The 22,370-nt window shown below is 41.1% G+C and carries 15 protein-coding genes; 3 read left to right on the plus strand and 12 right to left on the minus strand.

Annotation, left to right across the window (positions count from 1 at the left end; all coding sequences use genetic code 11):
* Nucleotides 1-36: 36 nt before the first annotated feature.
* From smc to lpdA, 10 genes are all read right to left on the minus strand, one after another.
* Complete coding sequence (gene smc, locus EOD41_RS03125; RefSeq protein WP_127703310.1) at nucleotides 37-3,573, minus strand: chromosome segregation protein SMC; 3,537 nt, start codon at nucleotides 3,571-3,573, stop codon at nucleotides 37-39.
* Between the two features lie 90 nt (nucleotides 3,574-3,663).
* Entirely contained in the window at nucleotides 3,664-4,449 is a 786-nt protein-coding gene (locus EOD41_RS03130) for a PhzF family phenazine biosynthesis protein (protein WP_127703311.1), read from the minus strand.
* A 26-nt stretch (nucleotides 4,450-4,475) separates the two neighbouring features.
* Nucleotides 4,476-5,903 carry a hypothetical protein gene (locus EOD41_RS03135; protein WP_127703312.1) on the minus strand — a complete coding sequence of 476 codons (1,428 nt, stop codon included), beginning with the start codon at nucleotides 5,901-5,903 and terminating at the stop codon, nucleotides 4,476-4,478.
* Nucleotides 5,900-6,877: an aspartyl protease family protein gene (locus EOD41_RS03140; RefSeq protein WP_127703313.1), complete on the minus strand. Its 978-nt coding sequence runs from the start codon at nucleotides 6,875-6,877 to the stop codon at nucleotides 5,900-5,902. Before EOD41_RS03140 ends, EOD41_RS03135 begins: the two co-directional genes overlap by 4 nt.
* A 78-nt stretch (nucleotides 6,878-6,955) precedes the next feature.
* A complete protein-coding gene (locus EOD41_RS03145; protein WP_127703314.1) occupies nucleotides 6,956-7,207 on the minus strand; it encodes an ATP-binding cassette domain-containing protein in 252 nt (83 codons plus the stop codon).
* A gap of 8 nt (nucleotides 7,208-7,215) precedes the next feature.
* The gene (locus EOD41_RS03150) at nucleotides 7,216-7,617 is read right to left on the minus strand and encodes an ATP-binding cassette domain-containing protein (RefSeq protein ID WP_127703315.1); all 402 of its coding nucleotides are present in this window, start codon (nucleotides 7,615-7,617) and stop codon (nucleotides 7,216-7,218) included.
* Nucleotides 7,618-7,932: 315 nt separating this feature from the next.
* The gene (nfi, locus tag EOD41_RS03155; protein WP_127703316.1) at nucleotides 7,933-8,637 is read right to left on the minus strand and encodes a deoxyribonuclease V; all 705 of its coding nucleotides are present in this window, start codon (nucleotides 8,635-8,637) and stop codon (nucleotides 7,933-7,935) included.
* Between the two features lie 49 nt (nucleotides 8,638-8,686).
* Entirely contained in the window at nucleotides 8,687-9,547 is an 861-nt protein-coding gene (locus EOD41_RS03160) for a sigma-70 family RNA polymerase sigma factor (RefSeq protein ID WP_114004714.1), read from the minus strand.
* Between the two features lie 110 nt (nucleotides 9,548-9,657).
* Nucleotides 9,658-10,500 carry an MBL fold metallo-hydrolase gene (locus tag EOD41_RS03165; RefSeq protein WP_127703317.1) on the minus strand — a complete coding sequence of 281 codons (843 nt, stop codon included), beginning with the start codon at nucleotides 10,498-10,500 and terminating at the stop codon, nucleotides 9,658-9,660.
* 150 nt (nucleotides 10,501-10,650) lie between these two features.
* On the minus strand, nucleotides 10,651-12,042 hold the full coding sequence (gene lpdA / locus EOD41_RS03170; RefSeq protein WP_127703318.1) for a dihydrolipoyl dehydrogenase: 1,392 nt from the start codon (nucleotides 12,040-12,042) through the stop codon (nucleotides 10,651-10,653).
* 351 nt (nucleotides 12,043-12,393) lie between these two features.
* Between lpdA and EOD41_RS03175 the strand changes: the two genes are divergently transcribed.
* Complete coding sequence (locus tag EOD41_RS03175) at nucleotides 12,394-15,558, plus strand: TonB-dependent receptor (protein WP_164849871.1); 3,165 nt, start codon at nucleotides 12,394-12,396, stop codon at nucleotides 15,556-15,558.
* A gap of 82 nt (nucleotides 15,559-15,640) precedes the next feature.
* Here the strand turns inward: EOD41_RS03175 and EOD41_RS03180 are convergent, their stop codons facing one another.
* On the minus strand, nucleotides 15,641-16,822 hold the full coding sequence (locus tag EOD41_RS03180; RefSeq protein WP_205780479.1) for an AIR synthase related protein: 1,182 nt from the start codon (nucleotides 16,820-16,822) through the stop codon (nucleotides 15,641-15,643).
* A 60-nt stretch (nucleotides 16,823-16,882) separates the two neighbouring features.
* Between EOD41_RS03180 and EOD41_RS03185 the strand changes: the two genes are divergently transcribed.
* Both EOD41_RS03185 and EOD41_RS03190 read left to right on the plus strand, forming a co-directional pair.
* Nucleotides 16,883-18,664, plus strand: coding sequence for a chloride channel protein (locus EOD41_RS03185; RefSeq protein WP_127703320.1), 1,782 nt, complete (start codon nucleotides 16,883-16,885; stop codon nucleotides 18,662-18,664).
* Nucleotides 18,665-18,831: 167 nt separating this feature from the next.
* Entirely contained in the window at nucleotides 18,832-19,668 is an 837-nt protein-coding gene (locus EOD41_RS03190) for a universal stress protein (RefSeq protein ID WP_127703321.1), read from the plus strand.
* Nucleotides 19,669-19,700: 32 nt separating this feature from the next.
* Here the strand turns inward: EOD41_RS03190 and EOD41_RS03195 are convergent, their stop codons facing one another.
* Nucleotides 19,701-21,875 carry a glutamine synthetase III family protein gene (locus tag EOD41_RS03195; RefSeq protein ID WP_127703322.1) on the minus strand — a complete coding sequence of 725 codons (2,175 nt, stop codon included), beginning with the start codon at nucleotides 21,873-21,875 and terminating at the stop codon, nucleotides 19,701-19,703.
* Nucleotides 21,876-22,370: the final 495 nt, after the last annotated feature.

The raw sequence follows: 22,370 nt of genomic DNA on the forward strand, positions 1-22,370 counted from the left end.
AAAGCGGTTGCCAAAAGTAATCGCTTTTTTTATGCCTTAATCGGCCAGTTCGCGCAAGTCAACCGCTACTACACGCGAGATGCCTTGTTCAACCATTGTAACGCCGTAAATAACGTCGGTACTGGCAATAGTGCGCTTGTTATGTGATACAATGATGAATTGCGAGTCGGTTGAAAATTTGCGGATGATGTTGTTGAACTTATCAATATTGGTATCATCGAGCGGCGCGTCAACCTCATCAAAAATACAGAATGGCGCTGGCTTTAACAGGTAAAGTGAGAACAGGATGGCCGTAGCGGTCAGTGTTTTTTCTCCGCCTGAAAGCTGGTTTATTGACAATGGCCTTTTTCCTTTTGGCCGGGCTATAATATCAATGTCCGACTCAAGCGGGTTCTGCGGATCGGTCAGTATCAAATCGCACGAATCCTCATCATTAAATAGTGAACGGAACACTTTTATGAAGTTCTCCCGCACCTGTGTAAATGCGCTCATGAATTTTTCGCGCGCGGTATCATCTATTTCCTGTATTGTAGCCAACAGTGATGCCTTTGCTTCAGCAAGGTCTCGCTTTTGTCCCTGAATAAACTCATAACGTTCATTCATTTCGTTATAAGCTTCAACAGCCATAGGGTTAATGGCACCAAAATCGTCAAGCTGTTTTTTTAGCTTCTCTGTTTTTTCGCGTAGCTCCTGTTCGCTTTCGTCAGCGGGGACTTCGGTATCAAGCAGGTCTTCAATATCTACATTAAACTCTACAGAAAGGCGTTCTTTCAATGAGTTTAGTTCTATCTTCAAGTTATTCCGCTGATCTTTCAGCTCATTCTCAATAGCTTCGGCATTGTCTTTTTTACGCCGAAGGGCCGATATTTCGTTTTCACTTTCAGCTATTTTACCGCGCCATTCATAGTATTCCTGTTCGGCTTGTTGCGTAGCTTTTTCCAACGATTCTTTCTGCTCATACATAGCCATCAAGTCATCATCCGAATGACCGGTTTGCTGCAGATTTTCATGGATAGCAGCCTTCACTTTTTCCAGTTCGGTACTGTTTTGTGTAATTCGCGTTTCCAGCGCTTCTTTTTGCGATTCGCGGTATTCCTGATCTTTCACCAGGCTTGAAACCTTGTTCTGCTGCTGATGAAAGCGTATATTTTGCTGGTTGTAGGCATTTGACCGGACAGTGACTAACTCGTTAAGCTCTGTAAACTCAGCCTGCTTTTCTTGTAGTAGCTCCTGCTGCGTTTGCTTTTGTGCCCGCAGGTCTTCCAATTGAGGTTTCAACGCCGCCATATCGTTGTTAATGCTCTCAATTTTCTGAGCGATGTCTTGCTTGCGGTTTAGGCTGTTTTCAATAAAAGCCTGGTATTGTTCCTGCCTGGTTTTTATGGTAACCAATTCGGTAGTGAGGCGGTTAAGTTCCTGTTGCTGCTGGCGTATTTCGACGGCCTTGCCTGCGGCTTTCATACCGGTTAATTGCGTTTGCAGGTTTTCCAGTTGCCCTTTTGAAGTGGTTAATTCAGCATCAAGCGATTTGATTTCTTTTTGAAGATTCTCAAGGTTTTTGGCACGACCAATCCGTTTACCTTCAAACAAGCCAACAGAACCACCCGCCATTGTGTATCTGGATTTATTGAACTTTCCGCTTTTACCCAATAATACAACATCAGCCGGCAGGGCAGAAGCATCCATCTGCTGATCGTTGGTATCGTCAAGCAGATAAACATTTTTAAGCAGGTGGCTGCACAATGCCTGGTATTTTTTATCAACCTCAATTACACTTAGAGCAGGTTTCCAGGTAGAGTTAATATCATCGGCTGTCTTAATATCCTTAAAGCTGTCGAGAATAAAGAACTGTGCACGGCCGCGCGCGGCATCACTCAACAGTTTTATAGCTGCTATAGCCTCCTCATAGCTTTCAACAACATAGTGGTTCATCAGCGGCTCAAGGTAGTTCTCAATAGCCACCCGGTATTCTTCCCTGCAAAATAAGATATCACTAAAAAGCGGTGCGTTTTTGGCCCAGTCAGTATTCTTCTTTAAAAACCTTATCGACTCTGGAAAACCTTCAAGGTTATCAACCAAGCTCTTTGTCAGGTTATATTCGTTTTGTTTCGCGTCGAGCTTGCGGCTGTCGGCAGTAATGGTATCTTTTAATGTTGAAATGGTACCTTCGGTATTGGTGATCTGCTCCTGTAGCTTGGTTTCAAAATCAACAGCTTGCTGATATTCGGTTTCAAGTGTTTCTACCCGCACCTGCAATTCGCTTACCGCCTCGTTAAAGTGCGAAAGTTCAGCTTCCTTGTTGCTTGCGTCCTCCATGTTGCGCTGGCTTTCCTGTTCAAGCGCCTGTTGTTGTATGCTTAGTATTTCGAGATCTTTTTCGGCTTTATAAACCTGGCTTTGCAACCTGTTGTTTACAGCGTTAAGCTCATTCAATTCATTACGAGCTTCAGTTTGCTGTTCGCGCAGATTATCAACGGCCAGCTTCAGGTCATTTAAAGCATCCTGTACGGTTTGTAGTGTCTCCTCTTCAAGAAGCTTTTCTTCTGCAAGACGCTTGAAATTATATAACACATGATTTAACTGCCCGCGGTCACGTTCCAACTCTTCGCTTAAGCGTTTTTCCTTGTCCTGCTGAAACTTCAGCTGTTCATTTTTTATCTTTTTCTCGCTCTCGTAAGCCCTTATCTTGGAAACGTACTCGTTGGTAGCCTTCTGCTGCACCGACAGGTTTTTTTCCCGTGTGATGCTTTCCAGCTTATCTTTTTGAACTTCAGCTTCCAGCTTATCAATTTGTGTTAGAATGCCTGTTTTTTCACCTCGCTGTTTTTGCTCCTGATCTTCTATTTTGCTTAGAGATTCACTAAATGATGCTATTCTAAATGAGGCAAGCGTAATGCTCAGTGCCTTATACTGATCTTTAAGTCGATAATACCGTTCGGTTTTTTTTGCCTGATTTTCCAGCGTTTTCAGGTTCTTTTCTATTTCGAAAAGCAGGTCCTCTACACGGGCCAGATCAGCTTCGGTATCTTTTAGCTTATTAAAGGTCTGCTTTTTACGCAGTTTGTATTTTGATATGCCCGATGCTTCTTCAAACAAGTTGCGGCGGCTGCCTTCTTTGTTTGTAATGATCTCATCGATCATCTTCAGCTCGATGATTGAGTAGGAGTCGGAGCCTATACCAGTGTCCAGAAACAGGTCGGTAATATCTTTCAGTCGGCACTGCACATCGTTCAAACGATATTCACTGTCGCCGGTACGGTATAGTTTACGCGTGAGTGTTACCTGAGAATATTCAGTAGGAAGGATGTTTTTGGTATTGTCAAAAGTAAGGGATACCTCTGCAAGGTTAGCTGCTTTGCGGTTTTTAGTGCCGTTAAAAATGATATTCTCCATTTTCTCCGACCGCAACGCACGGGTACTTTGCTCACCCAATACCCAGCGTATGGCATCCACAACATTTGATTTACCGCAGCCGTTTGGTCCTACAATACCCGTTACACCATCATTAAAATTAATAGTGATCTTATCACCGAAACTTTTGAAACCCTTGATCTCTAATCGTGTAAGCTGCATGTATTCTTTCCGCTCCTTAAAAGAAAAATCCTTTAACGAGGAAAGATACTAAAGAATAGGCAATTTTGATAGATGTGAAATGTAAAAGTATCATATGTAAATCTCACCCTTTAAAAACGTTACTGCTTTACCAGCCATAAGTGCCCTGTCGCCTTTATGCTCGCACCAAAGCTCGCCTTTACGCGCAGATAATTGATAAGCACGCAATTCGTTTTTGCCAAGTTTTTCTGCCCAGTAAGGAATCAAATTACAATGTGCCGAACCGGTAACCGGGTCCTCAGGAATACCGGCTGATGGGGCAAAAAAGCGTGATACAAAATCGGCTTCAATACCAGGAGCGGTGATGATAACGCCCAGGGTATCTATTTTCGAAAGTAATGAAAAGTCGGGGGCGGTGTTGCGGATGTCGTATTCGCTTTCGTATACCAAAAAGTAATCGCGCGATTTTAATACCTCAACAGGTTGTTTGCCGCCAAGCGCTTCAATCAGTCCGTCAGGCAAACTTGCAGGCTGCGGCGGTCGTGATGGAAAGTCCATTAAATATTTATCGCCTTGTTTAGCTACGGTTAATGTACCTGCTTTAACGGTTTCAAATTCTAAAGTATCGGCTGTATAACCTAATTCGGTGAATATAATATGCGCGGTAGCCAGCGTAGCGTGTCCGCAAAGGTCTATCTCATACTCGGGCGTGAACCAGCGCAGTTTATAGCCGGTTTTATTTTTAACGAAAAATGCCGTCTCAGCCAGGTTATTCTCAACTGCGATTTTTTGCATCATTTCGTCAGGAAGCCATTCTGTTAACGGGCATATTGCCGCCGGATTACCGCCAAACAGTTTATCGGTAAAGGCGTCAACCTGGTAAATAGGTATAGTCATCTTTATAAATAAATAGTTATGTTTTATCATTCAAGCCATAACACCGAATTGCCGGTGTTATGCTCATTTTCTTCCCATAGTTTGTTTGCCGGGTCGAGTATCCATTTACCATCAACTATAAATTTATAGCGGTGTTTACCCGGCGATAATTTCATGCTGATGTACCACTCGTCTTTATTGCGGCACATGGTATATTGATCAGGGTCCCAATTGTTAAAACTGCCCGCCACACGTACCGAACTTGCTTTGGCATACCCTTTAAGTCTGAACGTATAGGTTGGGTCAACTGCCATAAATGAGTTGGTTATACCGCCTTCAACAGCATAACAGGTATTTGCAGGGTCGGTCATCCAGTTACCGTCAACAATAAATTTATACTGATAGTTTCCTGGTTTTAATACCAGCGACATGAGCCATTCGTTATTCAGTTTTTTAAGATAAAGATTATCTGGTTTCCAGTTGTTAAAGTTACCCGCTACACATACTTTTTTGGCGTTCTGATATCCTTTTAGTTTGAATGCTACTGTTTCACCAAGGTTGATCACCGAGTTTGAGGTGCCATTATCTTCTTTTACTTTGGACGAGTTGGCCGGGTCTGCAAGCGATTTTCCGTCAACAACAAAATGATATTTGTACGATCCTTCATGCAGGTAAAGTGTAACCTGCCAGCCAGTCTTCGTTTTTCGCAAAGGTATATCATCAGCTTCCCAGTTATTGAAATTGCCTGTAACGGCTACGCTTTTTGCGTTTAAATAACCGGGAAGCTTAAAAGTATAATTGTACCTGAAATAAATTGAATTATATCCATGATAGCCGTCATCTTCGCTCTGCTGATTGAAGATATCGTGTGTCCATCGGCCGTTGATGATGTATTTATAGGCATAAATACCCGGCGATAGTTTGATGTCTTTTATCCAGCCGCTGTCGGTTTTAAGCATCAAGCCTTGCGATGTTGTCCACTTATTAAAACTGCCTGATAACTGCACTTTCTTAGCCGCAAGGTTACCCGGCATGAAAAATCTTGTCAATCCGGAAGGCAATTCACGCACGGTAAGCCTTGAGAATTTATTTCTGCCAAATACCACTTCAGCAGGATAACCGGGACGGCCCGATGTTTTAATAAGGTTAACAGTGAGCAGATATGGCTTCGAAGGTGCCACATCGCTTTCAATCGACTTGTTGAACTGCACAACATTGCCATGGCGTTCCCTTAGTTGCCAGCCATCTTTAAGCAGCGCTTTGAAGTCATTATTAAGTACATCGTCACCTTTGCCTGGCGGAATGCCTGCACGTTTTAATATACTGTCGATAGAATTTTGAGATGATCGAAGGTCGAGTAGCAGTATCAGTTTGTCATCAGTCAATACCAGGTTGTTGCTTGCTTTTTGGGCAAACGAAGGCATTCCGCACGCCAGCAGCAACAGCGTTAATATATAATACCTGATCAGCCTCATAGTTTATAAGTGTACATCTCAAACTCCTTCTTCACAAAATTAATTGTGAACACGCCCCGCATAAAAAAGTCGTAACCCAGTATACCGTCGACGGAGTGGCCATAAGCCCTTCCCATGTTCTCTAAATTGGTTAGCACTACCTGGTTTTTCATAAATATACGGTCGCCAACCATTAATTGATCAAACTTCGCGTAAATAATTTGATAGGATGACCCGCCAACGCCCGTAAGTTTTGCTGTGTTAAGCACTTCCATACTTTGCATTATTTTCTTTGACCTGCGGTAATCCAAAAGGTTTGTTTCGGCACCCGTATCAAAGGCCAGCCACATATCGTTATTGTTGATGCTGCTTTTCAGGAAAATCACGTCATTAAGCAGTTTAAACGGACTTGTCATATATGGCTGACTAAATATCCTTTCAGCTGTAGGGATATTTCCGTCTTCATCCAGTTTATGTATGTATAGTACGTTTTTAAATATATCTACTGTTATAGCGAACTTCGAAAAAAGCCGGGTCCCCAGCAAGCCGAGTATTTTTACATTACGACCGTTTTCGATAGCTGAAAGGTCGGTAACATCGGCTTTTAGCCTGCGGTAATACAAATCGAGTATAGAAAAGTTTGTTACTTCTGTAGTGAACGTATTGGCTACTTCGCCATTTATCCCGCCTGATTCCTGGGTATTAATAGGGGGCATGTATCGAAAATAAGTGGAGTTAAGTACCAGATGCGGCGCGCCGGTATCAAGCACAAAGTTGCCCATTATACTATCAATTTTCGCTTCTACAAGCAGCAGGTTACCAGCTCGTTTTATGGGAACAACTAAAGTTTTAAAATCACCATAAGTTTCGGGATCAGGGTCATAGTCATCCGTGCCGATATATACGCCGCCAAGTTCAATAGCAGTTGCCTTAGCAGTTGTAAAACCGCTTGCCGTAAGTACAATTGCAATAAGAAATGCGTATAACTTGTGCATCAATCAACAGGTTGAACACCCATAAGACGAGCATTATAATGCTTGTGTTACAATTGTTAATAAAAATGTATATACATGCTAATATCCGCTTATGTAATTGTACTCAACTAAATCGGCAGCGCTATTAATAGCTTTGGTTGCTCCGTTGTTTAAAAGAATTATCCTGTCGCTGATGTCAAGCACATTATAATATTGATGATCGGTTACAATAATGCCTTTTGTTTTGGCGCACTGTTTAATGAGCGGTTTAAAGGTCTCGACCTGTACAGGAGATATATGTGTAAAGGGCTCATCAAGCAAGATAAAATCAGCCCTGCTGCAAATAATCATTAAAGTTTCTAATTGGCGTAATTCGCCACCTGAAAGCTCACCGGCTGTTTTGTTGTGATAATTTTTATATATAGGATGTGAGGCAATTCATCCCAAATGTTAGGGTCGACAAGCGGTAGTGCCAGCTTTGATATTTTGATCCCTTTAGGCAAATAATTGTGTTGAGGCAAGTAAGCAATGCGGTTGTTGTGATAGCCTTTCTTAATGTATTCTCCATTAATACTTATGTACCTGTAACTACAATTAAGACTGCCAAAAATTATGCGTAGCAAAGATGATTTGCCACAACCGTTACGACCAAGCAAACCTATTACTTCACCCTGTGTGCAGCTAATGAAAACGTCCTGAAGAATCTTACGGTCATCAAACTCCAGTTGTACGCTATCAACCTTTAACGTTTGTAATGGCATAATGGATTAGGTGTGAAGGTATTGACAGAACAATATAAATCAAAAAATCTAATGCGAATGTATAAGTGTACATCTGCCGTGCACTGTAGCCCGCGTTACGGAAATAGAAATAGCTTTTAGGCTCAAAAAAGTACTGATATGATACAGTAACAAAATAACCGAACAATTTAATACCTATTGCAATTGGCAGCGAAGCTGCACCAAATACAGCACATTGATAAAGACTACCAAGCGTAAATAATAGATTTAGAAATATAATATGCTTATAAAAATGTAACACCAGTGCTTTTAAGTGCTTCATTTTATAATAAGATATTAAGTGAAAAGGTCATATTGATTACCGGGTTTAGCGCTGTTGGCTAAACGTACCTGGTTAACCAGCAAGTGTGCCTGCCGGGTTGGTTCGGGTATGCGGTAGCCGCGTATGCAATGTTTGATGATGTCAACGCTTTGCTGCATACTGATATTGTGCCCCGGTGAAATATAAATAGGATTGCAATTGCGTTTACTGCGTAAGGCTATGCCGATTAACTCACCTTTATCATACATTGCACTTTGAGCAAGGGGTTCGTTGTCTGGCTCCTCATATTTACCGGTTAACCTGCTTTTAGCGCTGCCAATGGTTGGAACGTTCATTATCAAACCGAAATGCGTAGCAATACCCAAACGACGCTCATGTGCAATACCTTGCCCATCAAGCACCAGGACATCTGGTTTTATTTCAAGCTTTTCCCACGCTTCAAGCAGGGCGGGTACTTCGCGGAAAGCCAGTAACCCTGAGATATATGGAAACGAAGTACGGCTGATGGCATTAGCATTGCCAACTATCTTTAGGTCAGGATAACTGAACAGCACAATGCCTGCATAAACGGTTTCCTCATATTTGTTGTAAGATATATCAGCCCCGGCAATAGTATTAATTGGCGTTTCAAGTGGCTTTATCTGTATCTGCTTTCGCAATTCATGCTGATAGGCAATGGCCTGGGCAGGAGTGAGGTGTTCGTAATCGGCAGGTTGCATAGGTATTTAACAAAAAAGGCTTCCAACTGTTGGAAGCCTTTTTTGAGTGTTAACCCAAATATGATTTAAGGATTTTACTCCTTGAGGTGTGCCGCAATCTTTGCAACGCCTTATCTTTTATCTGCCTTACACGCTCGCGTGTCAGGTTAAATTTCTCGCCAATTTCTTCAAGAGAAAGCGGGTGGTTGGTGCCTAAACCAAAAAATAATACAATAATTTCACGCTCACGCTCCGTTAATGTCGAAAGTGAACGTTTAATCTCCTCTGATAATGATTCATTGATCAGTATCGAATCGGTATTCGGTTCGTGGTTCTCCAATACGTCAAGCAGCGTGTTTTCTTCACCTTGTACAAAAGGCGCGTCCATTGATACATGGCGGCCTGAATTGCTTAATGTATCTGATATCTTGTCGACAGTAGTTTCCAGGATATCAGCAAGCTCTTCAGGTGAAGGCTCACGCTCATATTCCTGTTCAAGCTTTGAAAACGCTTTGCTGATTTTGCTAAGTGAACCTACTTGGTTTAATGGCAAACGTACAATGCGCGACTGCTCGGCAATAGCCTGCAGTATCGACTGACGGATCCACCAAACAGCGTATGAAATGAACTTAAAACCTTTAGTTTCGTCAAAGCGTTTGGCTGCTTTTATCAAACCAAGGTTACCTTCGTTAATTAAGTCGCCAAGGGTTAAGCCCTGGTTTTGATATTGTTTTGCAACAGAGACCACAAAACGAAGGTTGGTTTTGGTTAAGCGTTCAAGCGCAGCCTGGTCGCCTTCCCTTATTTTTTGTGCAAGTATTACTTCTTCTTCGGCAGTTATCAGGTCAACTTTACCAATTTCGTGAAGGTATTTATCAAGTGATTGCGATTCACGATTGGTAATGGATTGTGTGATCTTGAGTTGTCTCATCTATTTTATAGCCTCGATTCTTTGTTTTAGAATTGAACGTGCAAAGGTAAGCATTTGTTCTCTATTTTTCGCTGTAATATAACATATTTACGTAAAAAACATGTTAGGTGCTACACAATTTCTGCCAGGGTGAAAGTGTCTTTCACCCTTATTCCTTTCTCTGTCATTTGCAAAGTACAGCATTCATTAACAGCGTCATGCTCAAAGTACAAAATGTATTCCTTTTCTAAAGCTTCTGTCAAAATGGCCTTCTTTTCTGCCAGCGTTTTAAGCGGAAACATGTCGTAAGCCATTACATAAGGCAAAGGTAAATGCCCAACAGATGGCAGCAAATCGGCCATGTACAACAGCTTGCGGCCTTTATACTCGATCAGCGGCAGCATCTGGGCGTCGGTATGGCCATAAGCAAAACGCACGTCAAAACCGTTGATAAAGTTTACGCCATCTTGAGCATCAATAAACTTCAACTGACCGCTATCATGTAACGGTAATATATTCTCTTTTAAAAATGATGCTTTCTCGCGGTCGTTTGGGTTAACGGCCCAGTCCCAGTGTTGCGCGTTGCTCCAGTAGGTGGCATTTTTAAAAGCCGGAACCAGCTTTTCGCCATCACGATTAACGGCGCCTCCCACATGGTCGAAATGTAAATGCGTTAAAAAAACATCTGTAATATCGTCACGATGAAAGCCGTGTGCTTTAAGCGAACTATCGAGCGTGTCGTTACCATGCAAGTGATAATGACCTAAAAATTTCGCGTCTTGTTTGTTGCCAATGCCGGTGTCAATAAGTATCAGCCGGTTACCATCTTCAACCAGCAGGCACCGCATAGCCCATGTACACAGGTTATTTTCGTCGGCAGGATTAGTTTTGCTCCAGATAGTTTTTGGAACAACTCCAAACATAGCGCCGCCATCAAGTTTAAATAATTCTGTGTTTATGGTGTATAGGTTCATTAGTCCATAGTCAATAGACCATAGTCCATAGCGAAAATCCGAATTCCGAATCAGCGATTATGAACTACAGACAACTTTAATTCTATCAGCAATAATTCATAGTCAATAATCTCAATTTTATGGACTATCGACTATGGACCATCGACTAATTTAAATATGTATCACCTCACCGTAAGCAGCGGCGGCAGCTTCCATAATGGCTTCACTCATGGTTGGGTGCGGGTGTACCGATTTTATGATCTCCATGCCGGTAGTTTCCAGTTTGCGGGCTACAACGCATTCAGCAATCATCTCGGTAACGTTAAAGCCTATCATGTGCGCGCCTAAAAATTCGCCGTATTTGGCATCAAAAATCAACTTTACAAAGCCGTCTTTTGCGCCTGCTGCGCTTGCCTTGCCCGATGCTGAGAACGGGAATTTTCCCACTTTAATCTCATATCCGGCTTCTTTAGCGGCTTTTTCAGTATAACCTACTGAAGCGACTTCCGGTGAACAGTAAGTACAACCCGGTATATTGTTGTAATTAATAGGTTCAGGGTGATGGCCTGCAATTTTTTCAACGCAGGTAATACCCTCTGCCGATGCTACGTGTGCTAATGCCTGGCCCATTACAATATCGCCTATTGCGTACACGCCCTCTACGTTAGTACGGTAAAACTCGTCAACCAGTACTTTACCCTTGTCGGTTTTTACGCCAACTTCCTCAAGACCTATGCCTTCAATGTTAGTAGCGATACCTACTGCTGACAGTACAATCTCAGCTTCAAGCACTTCGGTACCTTTAGCGGTTTTAACACTTACTTTGCACAGGTCGCCTGAGGTATCAACCGATTCAACTGTTGAGTTGGTCATGATATTTATGCCTTGTTTTTTCAGGCTGCGCTCCAGTTGTTTTGAAACCTCTTCGTCCTCTAAAGGCACAACGTTTGGTAAAAACTCAACTACAGTTACCTGAGTGCCAATGGCATTATAAAAATATGCAAATTCAATACCTATAGCGCCCGAACCTACAACTACCAATGATTTTGGTTGCTTAGGCAACGCCATGGCCTGACGGTAACCGATAATCTTTTTGCCGTCCTGTTTAAGGTTAGGCAATTCGCGCGAGCGGCCGCCGGTGGCCAGTATAATATGTTTTGCAGATATGTCCTGGGTTTTGCCGTCTTCGGCTTTAACTTCAACAACGCCTTTACCTTTAAGCTTGCCGAAACCCATTATCACATCAATCTTGTTTTTCTTCATTAAAAACTGAACGCCTTTGCTCATGCCATCGGCAACGCCGCGGCTGCGTTTTACAACGGCATCAAAGTTAACAGCACCCTCGCCATTTATTGTAATACCATAATCGGCAGCGTGATTTATATATTCAAAAACCTGCGCACTTTTTAAAAGAGCTTTTGTAGGGATACAGCCCCAGTTAAGGCAGATACCGCCAAGGGATTCTTTTTCTACTATCGCGGTTTTTAAACCAAGCTGGGAAGCGCGTATTGCGGCAACATATCCGCCCGGGCCCGACCCTATAACTATCAAATCGTAGCTCATATTTTATTATGTGTGTTTTATGATGTTGCCAAAGCTAATTAAATAGGCTGAAATCCAAAAATTAACAGGGTTTGGTAAAACCTTATGGCTTTAAACTTACATACTTACACAGAAGTAACAAATTTAATACAAAGTAAAATTGACTTCGTTTTTAATTAAATGCTTAAATGGCAGGATATTACGAAACTGTGAATGAATTACACATTAATGTTGAGAATTTTTTTAAGAAACTTCACAATTAATTAACATAAGGCGTGAATGTTTTGCATAATTTTGCGGAAATTATAATTAACTGATTTATTAACAAATTCCCCTTACATGAAAAAGTTTTTACTTTTTTTACTTTTTTCTATGATTATTTGTGGAGCCTCATTTGCGCAGGTTACAACAAGTAGTTTAACAGGAGTTATTAAAGACGCCAAAGGCGAGACCCTTATTGGCGCTACCGTAAAGGCCACTCACACCCCAAGCGGTACAAACTATGCAACGGCAACCAATGCCGATGGTAAATTTACCCTTCCGAACATGAGGGTTGGCGGACCTTATCTAATTACTGTTACTTATGTAGGTTACAATGCCAAAAACATATCAGATATTTATCTGAAACTTGGTGAACCTTATTCATTGAATTTAACGCTGGAAAGCGGAAATGTTTTGCAAGACGTAGTAATTACTGCTAATCGTAATTCATTAATGAATTCAGACCGTACAGGTGCCGGTACTAACGTTAGCCGCTCAACCATTCAGGCAATTCCTACAATTAACAGGGGTTTGCGCGACTTTACAAAGTTATCACCTTTAGCAAACGTTAATGGTTCAGGTACTTCATTTGCTGGTACAAACAACCGTTACAATCAGTTTTCAATTGATGGTATAACCAATAACGACGTGTTTGGTCTTGCTGCTTCAGGTACAAATGGTGGACAAACCAATATCGAACCAATCAGCTTAGATGCGATAGAAGAGTTCCAGATCAACATTGCACCTTATGATCTGCGTCAAGGTGGTTTTACCGGTGGTGGCATCAATGCTGTAACACGTAGTGGTACAAACGAGTATCAGGGTTCAGTTTACTATTTTGGTAACAACCAAAGCTTGGTTGGCCAAAATAACCCTAATACTAACGTAAAATCAAAGTATCCTAAATATTCTGACTACCAATTAGGGTTCCGTGTTGGCGGACCAATAGTAAAGAACAAATTATTTTTCTTTGTAAATGGTGAAATAACACGTAATACTACACCAAACGCGTTTGACCCAACTGATCCGGGTTCAGGTTCAAAAGTGACGATTGATGAAATAAACCGCGTAGTTAATACCTTGAAAAGAATTGCGCCAAGCTATGATCCGGGTTCATATGGTAAAATTGATGATGAGACAAACTCAAACAAATTTTTGGTTAAAATTGACTGGAACATCAATGATAAACATAAGTTAACTGCCCGCCACAGCTATGCTTTTGGTGAAAATATTGATAATAGCCGGGGTAACAACAACCTTAGCTTTTATAATCATGGTCAATATTTTCCAAGCACTACAAACTCTACAGGTGTCGAGTTAAACTCAACCTTTAATTCGGAGTTTTCAAACAACCTGTTATTGGGTTATACCCGTGTTCGAGACGACCGTGATCCTTTAGGTGATCCATTCCCCGAAGTCCGCATAAACAATCTTAGCGGCGGCGGCTACATCTATTTGGGTAGTGAATATTCATCAGTGGCTAATCAGCTTGATCAGGATATCTTTTCTATTAATGATAACTTTAGCTGGTATAAAGGCAAGCACACTTTCACTATAGGTACCAACAACGAGTTCTACAAGTTCTACAACTTGTTTGCACAAAACATCTTCGGAAGTTATGCTTACAAAACTCTTGAGGATTTTGAATCAATAGGTACTGCAGCAGAAGTCGCACCAACTTATTATGCAAAAAGTTACTCCTTTGACCCTAACGACGGTCCATATCAAACAAATGCAGCTGCACGTTTCAGCGCAATGCAATTAGGTTTATATGTACAGGACGATTTCCAGGTTACTGACGACTTTAAACTAACCTACGGTATCAGAGGCGATCTTCCGGTATTCAATGATAATCCTCCGTTTAACCAGGATTTTGCAAATGCTTACGGTTCAAGAGGTTTATCAACCAGCCAAAAACCAAAAACAACAGTATTATGGTCTCCACGGCTTGGATTTAACTGGGATGTATTGGGTGACAAATCACTAAAAGTACGCGGTGGTACCGGTATATTTACCGGTAGGGTGCCATTTGTATGGATATCAAACCAATACTCAAATAACGGTACTGTTGTAGCTGGTGGTACTGTTGGTAACAGCTCTTCAAGCGGTAACCCAATCACGAACCCTACAGGTATAAAATTCAATGCTGATCCGTTTAACCAGCCTCAGGATGTGGGTGGAGTTATTAACCGTGGTGCGATAAACATTACCGATAAAGACTTCAAATTCCCGCAAACATTCCGTAGCAACATCGGTATCGATAAACAATTACCATGGGGCTTAATAGGTACTATTGAAGCCATTTACAGTAAAGGTATAAATAACGTAACCTTTGAAAACCTGAACAGGGAAGTAGACGCTTCATTTACCTTTAACGGTGCTGATCAAAGACCACGGTATTATACAGGCAGAAGAAACAGCCAGTTTGATGAGATTATTGTATTCGGTAACTCAAACAAAGGTTATTCATATAACTTTGTAGCACAACTTCAAAAACAGTTTAGCCACGGTTTTGCAGGTTCGATTTCTTATACCTACGGCAAATCAACAGATATCAACTCTGGTACTTCAAGTACAGCTTATTCAAACTGGAGATATGTAAACGCAATCGATCCGAACAATGTTGGTGCAAGTTATGCTAACTTTGATGTTCGTCACAGAGTTTCAGGTTTCGTTACTTACCGTATAGAATACGCTAAGAACTTCGCTACTCAAATTTCGTTGTTCTATAATGGTCAGTCAGGTCAGCCGGTATCTTATATATATGACGGTGACCTTAACAATGATGGTACTGCTAACGACCTTATATTCGTTCCGGCAAACAGATCACAAATCAGCCTGACAGATATTACAAACGGCCTTACTGCTGATCAGCAATGGCAAAAATTGGATTCATACATATCTAATAATTCTTACTTAAAAGATAGAAGAGGTAAATATGCTGAACGTAATGGTTCAAGATTGCCATTCCAGCAAGTGTTTGATGTAAGGATATTACAAGATTTGGGTATGAATATCGGTAATACTAAAAACAGGCTTCAATTATCGTTTGACATATTGAACTTTGGTAACCTGTTAAACAAAAACTGGGGAAGCTTTAATACCGTTCCTAACCAAACGTTTTCGTTTATTAAATACACTGGTTTAGCTACTGACGGAAAAACGCCGAACTTTCAATACACAGAAGCAGGACAAACAGATGGTAAAATATATTCTGAAAGTGATTTAACCTCTCGTTGGAGAGCTCAGATCGGTATCAGGTATATCTTTAATTAAGAAACCTCTTAAGCAAAAAGCCCTGCTGATTTTCAGCGGGGCTTTTTTATGTATCAGAATTAATTAAAGGGATAAGGAAGGATCAGTTATAGATAAACTTCCCAAATTCCGACTGCACGGTTACCTGTTTTTTCTCAGCTGCTTCAACACGGCCAATTACCTGGGCCTCGATATTAAAGCTTTTGGATATGCTAATGATATCATTAGCATATTCGGCAGGTACATAAAGTTCCATGCGATGGCCCATGTTAAATACCTTGTACATTTCCTGCCAACTGGTTTTTGATTCTTCGTGTATCAGCTTAAACAGTGGTGGAACCGGCAGTAGGTTATCTTTTATTACATGCAGGTTATCAATAAAGTGCAGCACTTTGGTTTGCGCACCGCCGCTGCAATGTACCATGCCATGTATGTGGCTGCGGTGCATATCAAGCACAGTTTTTATAACAGGTGCATAAGTACGGGTGGGTGACAATACCAATTTGCCTGCGGTTACGCTTTGCCCGTTACCGATATCAATTGGGTCTGTTAGGTTTTTACTTCCTGAAAAAATCAACTCATATGGTATGGCAGCATCATAACTTTCGGGATACTTCTCTGCAACCGTTTTATTAAATACATCATGTCTTGCTGATGTAAGGCCATTTGAACCCATACCGCCGTTATATTCGGTTTCGTATGATGTTTGCCCGTATGAAGCAAGCCCGACAATAACATCACCTGCCTGTATGTTATGGTTTGATATCACATCATCACGGCGCATGCGGCAGGTAACGGTTGAGTCGACAATAATGGTTCGCACCAGGTCGCCTACATCGGCAGTCTCACCACCGGTAGAATAAATGCCGATTCCTGCATCACGTAAGCCGGCTAAAACTTCTTCAGTGCCATTTATAATAGCAGCGATAACTTCACCGGGGATAAGGTTTTTATTACGACCGATTGTTGATGACAGCAAAATATTATCCGTAGCGCCTACGCAAAGCAGATCGTCAATATTCATGATGATCGCATCTTGTGCAATGCCACGCCAAACTGATAGGTCGCCGGTCTCTTTCCAATAGGTGTAAGCTAATGAAGATTTTGTGCCTGCTCCGTCGGCATGCATAATATTACACCACGCAGGGTCGTTGCTTAATATATCGGGTACTATCTTACAAAAGGCTTGAGGAAAAATGCCTTTATCAATATTTTTTATAGCGTTATGTACATCATCTTTAGAGGCGGAAACGCCGCGTTGATCATATCTTTGCGAAGAAATCATGGGCAAATATAGCCTTTAAACATTTAAAATATTACATTGCCCGCTTCCATCTGTCTGCTTATGTTCAAAAATCTGTTCTACAAAATAACCAAATGGCGGCTAAAACTTAACAGCCAACGCAATTTCCTTATATACTGCAGTGCTTTGGCCGGGTTACTTGGCGGATTAGCAGCGGTTGCCCTAAAGTTCCTGGTTCATTTTATGGAAGATGTAAGCCGCAGCATTTCTGCTCATTTGCCATTTCATTTTATATACGTCTTTCTGCCAGCTTTGGGTATCCTGTTTACGGTTATTTATACTCACTTAATAAACCGCGATAAACTTGAAAAAGGTATTGGCAGTATTTTGGTTAATATTAAACGTAATCGCTCAAACATCGCTGCAAACAATATGTACGCGCATTTAATTAGCAGTTCGCTCACAGTTGGTTTCGGCGGATCATCGGGGTTAGAAGCGCCAATTGTTTGCACCGGCGCTGCATTAGGCTCAAATACCGGCAGGTTTTTTAAGCTCACTTCCTACGAAAAAATGGTTCTGATAGGGGCAGGGGCCTCTGCCGGTATAGCGGCGGTGTTTAACAGCCCTATTGCAGGTGTATTGTTTTCGTTAGAGCTTTTGATAGGAGAAATCACTACTGCAACATTTATCCCCCTGCTTATTGCTTCGGCAACGGGTGTTGTGGTGTCAAAGGTTTTGTACTCACGGCAGTTATTCCATCTTGCTACTGATGGTTGGGTGATGGCAGCGCTGCCATTTTACATTTTGCTGGCACTGTTATGTGGTTGTATCTCAGTGTACATTGCAAACGTTGGCGGCAAACTTGAAAAAGGTATACTGCCAAAACAAAACAGATATGTACGTGCAATTATAGGAGGTTTATTACTTGGTATTATTATTCTTGTTTTTCCGCCTTTGTTTGGAGAAGGGTATCATGATGTACAGGAGATTCTGAACGGTAATATAGAGATTATTGCCAACGGTTCGATTTTTAGTGAGTGGTTAAGCCATCCGCTTGCCTTGCTTGGTTTTATTGCCTTGCTTGTATTTTTAAAAATAATAGCTACGGGTATTACAATAGGTTCGGGCGGTAACGGCGGTACGTTCGCGCCAACAATGTTTACGGGCGCATTTTTAGGATTATTTATTGCATATGGAATTAACCAAACCGGTTTGATACATCTTAACACCAGTAATTTTATTGCTGCGGGTATGGCTGGCGCGCTTAGCGGCGTTTTGCACGCTCCGCTTACAGCAATATTTCTTATTGCGGAGATTACAGGCGGCTATGTGCTGTTTATTCCGTTGATGATTGTTTCGGCTATTTCATATATAATATCACGCTATTTCAATCCGCACAACATGTATTGGCACCATTTGGTGCACGAGCGTAACATCAGGCCCGATCATGACGATGATACCTTGTACGCCATACCGCTTGACAGTGTTATAAACCGGAATTTTTCAGCTATCAGCAAACATTCTTCTGTAAAGGATTTTTATACTGTGCTTTCACAAACGCAGGCTAATATTTTTCCTGTATTAAATGATGGTGGCTCACTTGAAGGAGTTGTATTGCTCGACGAGATACGTAAACAATTGTTTGATACCGATATTGCCGGACAAAACATTGCTGATATAATGATAGCACCGCCTGCAGTGGTTAATTATGGTCAATCGGTAACAAGTGTAATGGCATTATTTGATGCTAATGATGTATGGCAGTTGCCGGTTGTAAAAGATGATAAATTCATCGGCTTTATATCAAAATCCACCTTGCTTGCCAAATACCGCGAAGTATTTATTAGCCAGCACCGGCAGGCTGACCCTTTTGCTCATTATTAATTTGTTCGTTCCGGTTAAACATTAAATAAAAAGTAAGATTGTGGATTTAATTGGGTTAAATTTTAGCTAAGTGTTGCTTTTTATCTGATAATCAATAACTTTGAAATACCGGAACCTAAATTAATAGATGCTAATGCCGGTAACAGTATTTTTTCAACCTGTTTCACATGAGTAATTTTCTGGTATTAACCAATTTTACGCCTTCATCACACAATGCCACATTGTATGCTTTGCAAATTGCAAAAAACATCAGGGCAAATATCACTTTATGCCATGTTATAAGCGGTGGAAACGATCAAATCCGCAGGGAAAAACAAGAAAATTTACGGGCTGTAGCCGAAAGATTAATGCACGATGACCGGTTAAGTGGTGGTAACGGATATAACCCTGTTGTTGATTATACCTGCCAAAGCGGAAAAATAACTGAAGTTGCAAAAAGAATATATGAAGATCGTGATATAGCCGTTGTTGTGATTGGTATGTCAGGCTCGGGTGGTGGATTGTTTTCAAGCAGTACAAGTAAAGATATTATTGATGAGGCGGAATTTCCCCTTTTAGGCGTACCGGTTAAGGCGGCTTTTAACGGGTTAGGCAAAATTGCGTTTGCAACCAGCCTTCGGGAGAATGATATTGACGTGGTTTCATCAATAGCCGAAATAGCGAGGGCTATCAATCCTGAAATTTTGCTGGCGCACGTTACCAACGAGAAATTTGACAACGATGTGCATAAGCTAAGGGTAAACCACTTTATAAATACAGCCAGCACCCGCTCAAACTACGGTAAGATATTTTACAGGCATATAAAAAGCGTAAATATTGATCAGGGACTTAACTGGCTTGCTACTAATGGAAATGTAAACATGCTGGCCATAGTGCACCGCAAACAGAAAGGCTTTTCGCTTTTTGAAAGCAGCCATACGCACCATCTGGCTAAGTCAACCGGGTTACCGCTCTTGGTTTACCCGCCTGCAAATGTTTTGGTGAAAACTGCAATAGTAAACTAAATACAAATAAAAAGGGGCTTGAGCCCCCTTTTTTATTTAAAGAATAATAGTTCTCTGAATTTTGGCAATGGCCATATCGAATCGTCAACTAATTGTTCCAGTTTATCTACATGGTAACGTATCGGTTGGAAGAATGAGCGCACCTTTTCGTCGTAATCAATAGCTTTCTGTCGTATATCATCAACCTGGTTGATCTGTTTACGCTGCTGCACCATCTCTTCAACATTATTTTTGATGAAGTTTATGTGTTCAGATAGTTTTTTGATAATATCTATCTGCGCGGAATAAGTTTCTTCGCCGAGCCCCAGTTCTTTAAGTCCGCGCACATTTTCAACCAGTTTGCTTTGATATGAAATAGCAGCCGGAATTATCACATTATTGGCAATTTCACCCATAACACGCGCTTCTATCTGCAGTTTTTTGTAGTAGCTTTCAAGTAATATTTCATGGCGGGCATGCGCTTCGCGAGAGGTGAAAACACCGGTTGATGCAAATAGCTCTTCCGTTTTTTCGTTTACCATAACATCAAGCGCTTTAGGTGTAGTTTTAATGTTGGCTAAACCTCTTGCTTCGGCTTCTTTTTCCCACTCTTCGCTATAACCATTGCCTTCAAAGCGGATATTCTTTGACTCTTTGATGTAGCGTTTAATCACCATCATCAGGGCAACGTCTTTCTTTTCACCTTTGCGTAAAAGCTTATCTACATCGTATTTAAATTTCTTAAGCTGATCAGCCACAATGAGGTTCAATACCGTCATAGGGCTGGCTGAGTTTGCCGAGGAACCTACTGCGCGTAGCTCAAACTTATTACCGGTAAATGCAAAAGGCGAGGTGCGGTTACGGTCGGTATTATCAGCAAGTATTTGAGGTATTTTGGGGATGCCTTGCCAAAGCGTGTTCTCTTCTTTTATTTTTTTGCTTAAGCGAGAGCTTTCAATTTCATCCAAAACTTCGGTTAACTGGCTGCCCAGGAATATAGATATAATAGCAGGCGGAGCTTCATTAGCACCCAAACGGTGATCATTATTTACTGATGCAATAGATGCGCGCAACAAATCAGCATGCTCATAAACAGCCTTTATGGTGTTAACAAAAAAGGTAAGGAACATCAGGTTGTTCTTTGGCGTTTTACCCGGCGAAAGCAAATTTCTCCCTGTATTGGTGATCATGCTCCAGTTGTTGTGTTTACCCGATCCGTTTATACCCGCATACGGCTTTTCGTGCAGCAGTACTTTAAAGTTATGCCTTTTTGCTACGCGGTCCATCAAATCCATCAGCAACTGGTTATGATCTATCGCTAAATTGATCTCTTCATATATAGGCGCACATTCAAACTGTGAGGGGGCCACCTCGTTGTGTCGGGTTTTTAACGGAATACCTAATAATAAAGCTTCGGTTTCCATATCCTGCATAAAGGCGTAAACACGCTCTGGTATCGAACCAAAATAATGATCTTCAAGCTGCTGATTTTTTGCTGAGATATGGCCAAACAAAGTACGGCCAGTTAAATACAAGTCGGGACGGGCGTTAAACAAGGCAATGTCAACCAAAAAATACTCCTGCTCAATACCTAATGAAGCATTTACCTTTTCGATGCTTTTGTCAAAATAATGGCAAACGTCAACAGCGGCTTTATCAAGTACTGACAACGCTTTTAACAAAGGTACCTTATAATCGAGCGCCTCGCCGGTGTATGATACAAATACTGTAGGGATACATAATGTACGGCCCATTATAAAGGCTGGCGACGAAGGGTCCCAGGCAGTGTAACCGCGTGCCTCGAAGGTATTGCGTATGCCGCCACTTGGAAAGCTTGAGGCGTCGGGTTCCTGTTGTGCAAGCGCGTCGCCCGAGAAACGTTCAATAGCGCCACCATCGGCGGTTGGCTCAAAGAATGAATCGTGCTTTTCAGCAGTACTGCCGGTTAAAGGTTGAAACCAATGCGTGTAGTGAGTAGCGCCTTTGCTTAATGCCCACGAGCGCATGGCTGATGCCACCTGCTCGGCCATATCACGGGGTATAGGCTCACCATTATCTATTGAGTTAACTATACTTTGATAGGCTTCGTCAGAGAGATATTCCTTCATTTTCTTTTTATCGAAGACGTTCGCCCCAAAAAAATCAGAGATTTTGGTAGAAGGCATTTTTACTTCAGGCACAGTGCGGTCCAATACCGACTGCAACGCTTGAAAACGGGTATTCAGCATGTTTAATGAATTTTAGGTTCCGCCAAAATTAAGCTATCCTTTTAATAATGCACAATTTTTATACATGACTTACATAACCTCCCTTCTACTTCGATTTAATTAGATAAATAAACTTGAAAACTATTTATAGCATGGTTTTCTGTAAATTTTAGTGATTTTTTTGCTTAAACGTCCTAATTAGTTTATAAAGTTGTCTGTTTTCAATTAAAAAAATGAAATTATCAACCTAAAAATAATATTGAAATCGTTTTTTTACGAATAACGTGTGTGAGTTATGTTAATGAATAAGAAATTATTCACAATTTGAACTTAAAATCGAACTTTAATTTAAAAATTTTTGATTTTGTGTAATTAAAACTTGTATTTATTAAATAAGCTGTCTATTTTTATGAAAATTTTAATAAAAAAAACATTTATTAAAAGATTTTAAATTAACGTGCAGCTTAATTGGAATTTTGGCAGAATCGTTTTTGTTTAAAATCTTTTTAAAAGGCA

Origin of the sequence: Mucilaginibacter limnophilus, assembly GCF_004005815.1 — a bacterium.
Lineage (GTDB): Bacteria > Bacteroidota > Bacteroidia > Sphingobacteriales > Sphingobacteriaceae > Mucilaginibacter > Mucilaginibacter limnophilus.

Coding starts and splice junctions, on each gene's coding strand:
- smc (WP_127703310.1), bottom strand. CDS start 3,573: ATGCAGCTTACACGATTAGAGATCAAGGGTTTCAAAAGTTTCGGTGAT.
- EOD41_RS03130 (WP_127703311.1), bottom strand. CDS start 4,449: ATGACTATACCTATTTACCAGGTTGACGCCTTTACCGATAAACTGTTT.
- EOD41_RS03135 (WP_127703312.1), bottom strand. CDS start 5,903: ATGAGGCTGATCAGGTATTATATATTAACGCTGTTGCTGCTGGCGTGC.
- EOD41_RS03140 (WP_127703313.1), bottom strand. CDS start 6,877: ATGCACAAGTTATACGCATTTCTTATTGCAATTGTACTTACGGCAAGC.
- EOD41_RS03145 (WP_127703314.1), bottom strand. CDS start 7,207: ATGATTATTTGCAGCAGGGCTGATTTTATCTTGCTTGATGAGCCCTTT.
- EOD41_RS03150 (WP_127703315.1), bottom strand. CDS start 7,617: ATGCCATTACAAACGTTAAAGGTTGATAGCGTACAACTGGAGTTTGAT.
- nfi (WP_127703316.1), bottom strand. CDS start 8,637: ATGCAACCTGCCGATTACGAACACCTCACTCCTGCCCAGGCCATTGCC.
- EOD41_RS03160 (WP_114004714.1), bottom strand. CDS start 9,547: ATGAGACAACTCAAGATCACACAATCCATTACCAATCGTGAATCGCAA.
- EOD41_RS03165 (WP_127703317.1), bottom strand. CDS start 10,500: ATGAACCTATACACCATAAACACAGAATTATTTAAACTTGATGGCGGC.
- lpdA (WP_127703318.1), bottom strand. CDS start 12,042: ATGAGCTACGATTTGATAGTTATAGGGTCGGGCCCGGGCGGATATGTT.
- EOD41_RS03175 (WP_164849871.1), top strand. CDS start 12,394: ATGATTATTTGTGGAGCCTCATTTGCGCAGGTTACAACAAGTAGTTTA.
- EOD41_RS03180 (WP_205780479.1), bottom strand. CDS start 16,822: ATGATTTCTTCGCAAAGATATGATCAACGCGGCGTTTCCGCCTCTAAA.
- EOD41_RS03185 (WP_127703320.1), top strand. CDS start 16,883: ATGTTCAAAAATCTGTTCTACAAAATAACCAAATGGCGGCTAAAACTT.
- EOD41_RS03190 (WP_127703321.1), top strand. CDS start 18,832: ATGAGTAATTTTCTGGTATTAACCAATTTTACGCCTTCATCACACAAT.
- EOD41_RS03195 (WP_127703322.1), bottom strand. CDS start 21,875: ATGCTGAATACCCGTTTTCAAGCGTTGCAGTCGGTATTGGACCGCACT.